The 6,335-nt window shown below is 50.9% G+C and carries 7 protein-coding genes; 1 reads left to right on the forward strand and 6 read right to left on the reverse strand.

All coding sequences use genetic code 11. The annotated features are described in order from the left end of the window. Positions 1-188: 188 nt before the first annotated feature. The 6 genes from IV54_RS02950 to IV54_RS02975 all read right to left on the reverse strand — a co-directional run bounded on the left by IV54_RS02950 (position 189) and on the right by IV54_RS02975 (position 5,530). A complete protein-coding gene (locus IV54_RS02950; protein WP_057877907.1) occupies positions 189-2,186 on the reverse strand; it encodes a KUP/HAK/KT family potassium transporter in 1,998 nt (665 codons plus the stop codon). Positions 2,187-2,336: 150 nt separating this feature from the next. Next, positions 2,337-2,630, reverse strand: coding sequence for an LlsX family protein (locus tag IV54_RS02955; protein ID WP_057877908.1), 294 nt, complete (start codon positions 2,628-2,630; stop codon positions 2,337-2,339). Positions 2,631-2,918: 288 nt separating this feature from the next. Continuing rightward, positions 2,919-3,305, reverse strand: a complete 387-nt coding sequence (locus tag IV54_RS02960; protein ID WP_057877909.1) for a DUF3021 domain-containing protein — start codon at positions 3,303-3,305, stop codon at positions 2,919-2,921. 11 nt (positions 3,306-3,316) lie between these two features. Next, complete coding sequence (locus IV54_RS02965; RefSeq protein ID WP_057877910.1) at positions 3,317-3,772, reverse strand: response regulator transcription factor; 456 nt, start codon at positions 3,770-3,772, stop codon at positions 3,317-3,319. Between the two features lie 20 nt (positions 3,773-3,792). Beyond that, entirely contained in the window at positions 3,793-4,668 is an 876-nt protein-coding gene (locus IV54_RS02970; protein ID WP_057877911.1) for an ABC transporter permease, read from the reverse strand. Between the two features lies 1 nt (position 4,669). Then, positions 4,670-5,530: an ABC transporter ATP-binding protein gene (locus IV54_RS02975; protein WP_057877912.1), complete on the reverse strand. Its 861-nt coding sequence runs from the start codon at positions 5,528-5,530 to the stop codon at positions 4,670-4,672. Positions 5,531-5,950: 420 nt separating this feature from the next. Here IV54_RS02975 and IV54_RS02980 point away from each other — a divergent pair, with 420 nt between their 5' ends. Next, a complete protein-coding gene (locus tag IV54_RS02980; protein ID WP_057877913.1) occupies positions 5,951-6,298 on the forward strand; it encodes a hypothetical protein in 348 nt (115 codons plus the stop codon). Positions 6,299-6,335: the final 37 nt, after the last annotated feature.

Raw genomic sequence — 6,335 nt, forward strand, 5'->3', positions numbered from 1 at the left:
TACCGAGAGAACGGTGAACCACCTTTTTTGACTTGCTGATATTTTTTGAGAAAACCGGCGCGTTAAGTTTAGCTGGCCGAAACGTGTACCCAAGGGCAGCTGACTCCGCTTAAACCTGATAAGCAAATAATCCAAGCCCGGGATTATCTGCTTATCAGCCTTAATGCTCGCCAGCTAACCGCCCTTGGTCACACTCTTCTCTTCAATGTCCGATCCGGCGCCTGGCCAATGAACAATGGCACCCGTTCCTCAACGACATCACTGAAGCCCAGGCCATACCATCGTTGTGGGGACAGACTGATGCGTTGCAATAGGAGTCGCCCACCGATCAGGATCAGATCGCCGATTGGGATGTTCTCTTGGGCACCCAGATCCTGGAACTGTTGATTCAACATGATGAATTTGAAGTTGCCGACCTGCCGATTGGGCATACTGGAATACCGGGGTGTCTGGTCTGTCAGAACCCCTTCCTCCAGGAGGTCATTAACGATCTGGCGGAGATAGACGTTCAGGCGTTGGGGCTTCTTGAAACCCAGGTAGAGTTGGACATCCATCACGTTGTGTGTGCCCAACGTGTTGACCGAGTAGGAACATTCGTAGGGTGTATCGGTCTCGTTCACTGTCACGAACCAATAGACCGCGGCTCGTTTAGGCTGCTGATCCAAAATGGAGTAGACAATCGCGCGTTTGACCTGATAGTCCGGGGTGACCTTACTGATAAAGACCAGATTCGTAGCAAAAGACGGCACCTGATCGTCCTTGCTAAGGGCCGTCAACTGTGGCAAGAAGTCTAAGAGCGACACATCTTCCGTGTCCTCCAAGTAGGCATCTCGCCGCAAGTTGCCGTAGTACCAGAAGACCATGACCGTCAGAATGACTAACGTAATCAGGAGCGTCACATAGCCCCCGTGAACAAACTTGGCGAGACTGGCCAGTAGGAACAGACTTTCCAATAGCCCGAAGCTGACCACGTAGATTTTGGCCAGAACCGGGTGATGACGTTGTTCGAGAAAAGCATGTAGCAGGAGCGTCGTCATCAACATGGTCATGGTAATTGCCAACCCATAGGCCGCTTCCATGTGACTGGACGTTCTGAAGTACCAGACGACACTCAAAGTCACCGCACACAGTAGCCAGTTCACGGCCCCCACGTACAGCTGACTCTTAACTTTGCCAGGAAACTTAATTCGTAACCGCGGCAGGAGTTTGAGCCCAATCGCCTCGTGAACCAGCGTATAGGATCCAGTGATCAACGCTTGTGACGCAATGATGGCCGCCACCGTGGCGATGATGATGGCAAATAACCGCCACTCTGTTGGTACCATGGCATAGAAGGGATTAACCCCTTGCGTTGCCAGTACCTGTTCGGCATGACGAATGACCCAGGCGCCTTGGCCCAGATAGCTCAGCATCAGCGTCAGGTAGACGAATGGCCAGGTGCCATAGATATTCTGTTTGCCGACCTGACCCATGTCTGAGTACAGGGCCTCAGCCCCGGTCGTGGCCAGAAACACACTTCCCAAAATGAAGATCCCCTGCTTGTTCAGCGGACTCATTAAGAAGGTGATGGCGTACGTCGGCGACAAAGCCTTTAGAATTGCTGGATAGGCCCACAGGTTGTGGAGGCCTACTAGACCGATGAAACTAAACCAGATAAACATCATTGGCCCAAAGGACCAGCCGATCCGCTCGGTCCCAAAACGTTGGACTAGGAACAGTCCTAGCAGAATCCCGGTGACCACCAGCAAGACCCAACCTTGGCCGTTACTAAAGTGTAGCGGACCCAGCGTCTGTCCCTTCAGTCCTTCGATGGCCGACGTCACCGTTACGGCTGGTGTCAGTGTCCCGTCGGCCAGTAACGCTGCCCCGCCGATTAAGGCGGGCACAATCAGCCATTTTGCCTGCGGTCGAACCAGGGCATACAGGGCGAAAATCCCCCCTTCATGCCGGTTATCAGCGCGCATGGCCAGTAAGATGTATTTAATCGTCGTAATCAACATCAGCGTCCAAAAAATCAAGGAGATACTGCCTAACATGATGGGCGCCGTCGCCGCAAGTGAATGCTTCCCAGATTGAACTAGAATGGCATTCATGACATACAATGGCGACGTCCCAATGTCCCCATACACGATCCCCAACGTGATGAGCATCCCCACTGCGGACAATGTCCGTGTCGATTTTTTCATGATTGACCCCCCTCATCTGACGCTACCCCCATCATAGCGGGTCGTCCGTGGAACCCCAAGTAAGGGGGGGCAATTGGTGCGGTGACTAACCCAAGTTGGGTCAAAACAAAAAAGGCAGCTAATCATTTAGGCCACCCAACTAATTTCCAACTATACTGAGCGGTCATGCACCCGGTGACTCTCGATGATGATTCCCGCAATGATGATAATCGTCCCCAGCCAGGTCATCCCCATCCCTGGATTCAACGTCTGCCCCGTTACATTAGTCGTGGCTCTACTAATTCGATAGAAAGCTAAATGCCCCAGTCTCAGGGTTAATTCACTGCGACCCGTGGCATAGAAGGTCGCGTATCCCAAGAAAATTACCACGGATAGCCCCACCGTCGCGAGTAACAAACTCTCTAAAATCCAAGTTGCCCATTGAAGTCCAGCCTTTCTGCGCATTGCCCCCACCTCCTAGCCGCAGGGTACCCCCCGCAGTATCACCCAGTAAAGTGTCTCGGGTCCTCCACCGCAGTAACCAAACGAACGCAAAAAAAGCCGCCCCCCATTCCTGCGAATGGGCGAGCGGCTTTTAAAATCTAAGAAACTCCGGCTTGCTAATCAATCTCTCTGAATTACGTTATTAGCATCTCTTAAACTCTAATGGATAACTATACAGGATAAAGGAGCTATCGTCAAGGATTATTTTAAATTTCTTTTTCTGCGACGATCAACACCGGGCGTGACGCGTTATTTATTTCGTTTCTGCAAGGCGCGATTGATCTTGACCACCCGAAAATGCTGATCGAGGCTGACAACAAGCCAAACGACAATATAAATCGGCACGAAGATCCCCCAGAAGGACCAGTCAATCGACCAGTCATTGAACAGCATGTACCCCATAACCAGAAAGGCGGTCCCAACGAGGTGAATGCCTAGTTCCAGCGGCCACGGCACCCCTTGATAATCCTCATCAAAAATCATACTGAGAACACCAATCGCCGCGCTCAATAGGAGTAAGCTGATCGCATTCTTGGGGGAGACGTGCGTGGGAGCCACCTGCATGGCCAGCAGGAACAGGTAGGCCACGGCCCCATAACCCATGCCATTCATGGTATAGTGAAAAATTTTCATCATGTCTACCCCTCCTACAGACCTAATTGACCCATTAATTGTTTGATGTATTTACGACTGACCGGGGCCTTCACCTGATTCGTCAAAATAGCCGTCATGTTCCCAGAAAAACTATCCTCCAACGATTGAAGGTGATCCAAATTCAAGACCCCATGCTTGGAGACCTGCACGAAAGTTGCATCCCCTAGTCGTTGGACCAGATGCCGCAACGTTTCATGCGTCGTGACCGTGCCAGTTGTCGTGTACAACAGGAGCGTCTCGTGCTGCACATCGGCGAGAATAATTGTCGCCGTCTTCACCATCACCAGACGGTCGGGCGTCTTCACCGGGATAATTCCCGGATGTGGCGCCTGATAACTATCGAGATAGGCCGAAATGGCCGCGGTAGCGGGACTCTCAGTGGCTGCCTGAACGACCACCAGTGGATCTGTGGGATCGATCGCCGCATTCTCTTCAAATTTATGTCGCACCTGGATCCCCCCATTTTTACTTACCGTTCACGGACGACACGCCGCCGACGCCGGATTCGCAACCATTCCGGACCAAACGCTAGGACGGCCGCCCCGATCAACATTAATCCCATTATGTGGTAAGTTTCTTGCTGGGTCAACAAGGTTGACCAGTTTAACCGGATACCCATCAATTTATCAAAACTGGTCCGCGCCGCTGTATTTTCACCGAAGGCCACGTCCAGTTTAGCCCCCATCAAGAATTCCCGATAGAGTGCTGCCACGTAACTTCCCGGAATGAACTTGACCAAATTCTGAGCGAAGCTGGGGAGAAGCCCAATGGGGATGTAGGTTCCCACCAGAAACCCCGTCGCGGTTCCGATGATGGTAGCCAACTTACCCAGGCTATCTACCGAATGGATGCCGCGAATAAAGATGGCGTTGACTACCGTCGCCAAAAGTGAACTGAACACCATGAGCCCCAAGGTGTTCAGAACTGCTGTAACTGACAGGGTCAGGCCATCTGTCACGTAGAAGCCACCCCACATGATGACAAACATGGCAAGTTGCATCAGAAAGCCAATCACGGCCGCACTACTAAGATAGCTGGCAAACAGTCGTAGTGGCCCAGCATCGGTCAACTCGAGGTCTTCAGCGATGTGGTCCGCCTTGTCGGTCACCATGAGTGCCAAGCTACTCAGCGTCGTGGTAATCCCCGTGATGGCCAACGTGCCGCCAATCAACCAAGTATCCAAGAGAACTTTGGCATCGGGTACCTGGTGCCAACTGGACAGCATATTTTGTTTTAAGAAGACCAGGTACAGGATAAATGAGATGAGGGCCCCTAAGAGCGAGAAGAAGACCCCACTCCAATCCCGAAAGTATAAGAGCAAGTTACGTTTAATCATGGCTGTCATGCTAACGCATCTCCTTTCCAGTTAGCGCCAAGAAGGCATCATCCATGGTACCCGGCCGAAACTCAAAGTTACTGATGAGGGTCCGATTGGCCGTCAGAATATCCAAGGCGTCCTGCATGGTTGGCAGGTTAAAGGCAATCTGAGTGGCTGTCACTCGCGTTGGTTTCCGGTCAATATTTGCCACCAGTTGGGAGACATCCGGGGTGGTGATTGTCAAAAGGTCCGCCGCATAACGATCCTTAAGCTCAGCCGCTGTCCCGTGAGCTAACACCTTGCCGTGATCAATGACAATCACGTTGTCCGCAGCGTCGGCCTCGTCCAGGTAGTGCATGGTCAGAATCACCGTCAGGTTTTGTTCACGCTGGAGCTTCTGAACCAGGGTCCAGATGGCCCGTCTGGTCTGAATATCGAGGCCAGTTGTGGGTTCGTCCAGAAAGAGAATATCTGGATTGTTGAGTAAGGCCCGGGCAATGTCGACACGGCGCCGTTGACCGCCGGACAAGGTATCATAACGTTGCGACATGAAGTTCGTCAGACCTAGTTGTTGGCTGAGGACTGTGACGCGATCAGCCGGCACATGACGATACTGTCCCGCCCGAATCTGGAGGTTCTCGCGAACCGTGAGCATATTATCGAGGACACTTCCTTGAAAGACAACTCCCAGTTTGGGTTGCTGGTCATAGACCACTTGCCCCGCGGTCGGTTGGCTCAATCCAATCAACATGTTTAACGTTGTCGACTTCCCCGCACCATTGGGCCCAAGTAATGCTGTAAAACTCCCCTTTTCAATCTGTAAATCCACCGCGTTCACGGCGACCTTTTCCCCAAAGGTCTTGGTTAAGTGTTTCGCTTCTAATAGCATCTGCCTCATCTCCTATGCCAGGAGAATACACCCCTGATCACCGCACCGTCTCGGTAATCGGGATAAGTGGTGATTTTGGACGCCTAAGTGGTGCGAATGGCCCCGTAAAAATTGCTAACAGGTGCCCAGGCTCGTCGCAAATCACCTTTTCTCAACCCATTGTAATCTCGCTCCTTTCTCACTATAATAGTACTTATCCCAAATTAAGAACAGCGTGAGCTATTTGAAACTTAAACCGACAAAATTGGTCATTATGACGTCATAAGTTTAAGTTTTGGACTTAGTGGTTTAGGAGTCTCAATAACCTAACCATTAGTAATAGCGTGACCGCAACTTACCGGAAAACGCATCTTTTTTTGAAAAGCATCTGGCCAAACAACCGCCAGACTCTTAAGGGTATGAGGAGAGGTTTTCAGTCAAATGGATTTAATTTTGTTAATCATTATCATTAGTTTCGCAGCGTCTCTACGTTATCGATCAAGTGGGCCGGACGTGGAAGACCTGAACCGCCAGACGACTATTACGATCAATGGTTTATTCTTATTGTTAGTGGTTTTTAGTCACTTCATGACGTACATTCCCATGCCCCACGACTTGGCCAAGCTCACCCGAATCTGGATGCTGGTCAAGGGCCAACTCATTGTCACCACGTTTCTCTTTTTCTCGGGTTACGGTATCTACGTCCAATTTGAGAAACGGGGTCGGCAATATTTAAAAACCTTCCCCAAACATCGACTCTTATTTTTATGGCTTGAATTGTCAAATTAAGTGCAACACTACATTAAAGAATATTTCATAAGGCGTT

Origin of the sequence: Levilactobacillus paucivorans (assembly GCF_001437125.1) — a bacterium.
GTDB classification, from domain to species: Bacteria; Bacillota; Bacilli; order Lactobacillales; family Lactobacillaceae; genus Levilactobacillus; species Levilactobacillus paucivorans.

Excerpts from the sequence above, each read along its gene's own strand:
- IV54_RS02950 (WP_057877907.1), bottom strand. The coding sequence starts at position 2,186 with ATGAAAAAATCGACACGGACATTGTCCGCAGTGGGGATGCTCATCACG.
- IV54_RS02955 (WP_057877908.1), bottom strand. The coding sequence starts at position 2,630 with ATGCGCAGAAAGGCTGGACTTCAATGGGCAACTTGGATTTTAGAGAGT.
- IV54_RS02960 (WP_057877909.1), bottom strand. The coding sequence starts at position 3,305 with ATGATGAAAATTTTTCACTATACCATGAATGGCATGGGTTATGGGGCC.
- IV54_RS02970 (WP_057877911.1), bottom strand. The coding sequence starts at position 4,668 with ATGACAGCCATGATTAAACGTAACTTGCTCTTATACTTTCGGGATTGG.
- IV54_RS02975 (WP_057877912.1), bottom strand. The coding sequence starts at position 5,530 with ATGCTATTAGAAGCGAAACACTTAACCAAGACCTTTGGGGAAAAGGTC.
- IV54_RS02980 (WP_057877913.1), top strand. The coding sequence starts at position 5,951 with ATGGATTTAATTTTGTTAATCATTATCATTAGTTTCGCAGCGTCTCTA.